The sequence below is a fragment of the Neisseria sp. P0009.S007 genome (assembly GCF_051962515.1).
Genome location: NZ_JBQCVF010001045.1, coordinates 1 through 292 on the forward strand (window position 1 = coordinate 1; position 292 = coordinate 292).

Annotated in this window: 1 pseudogene; it reads right to left on the reverse strand. The window is 51.4% G+C overall.

The window, feature by feature from the left end:
- Positions 1 to 269: pseudogene (locus tag ACTHS3_RS17685) on the reverse strand (phospho-N-acetylmuramoyl-pentapeptide-transferase); the annotation flags it as partial.
- Between the last annotated feature and the right edge of the window lie 23 nt (positions 270 to 292).

A 292-nucleotide genomic window follows, 5' to 3' on the forward strand; every position in this document is an offset into this window, starting at 1 on the left:
CCCCACAAGATTGTGGACACGGTAATGGCGGTCAAAATTAGCGAGCCGCCCATGGTTGGCGTACCGTTTTTGATCAGGTGGGTTTGAGGGCCGTCGGTACGGACGGCTTGGCCGACTTTAAGCGCAGTCAGCTTGCGGATGGTCCACGGACCAAGCAATAGGGAAAACGCCAAAGCAGTCAAAGCTGCCATGACGGCGCGGAATGTGGTGTATTGAAAAATATTCAGACCGGTTAACCAGTTGCTGAAATGTGCGAGCCATAAAAACATGGGGCTTCCTTTTTTGTTTTTGT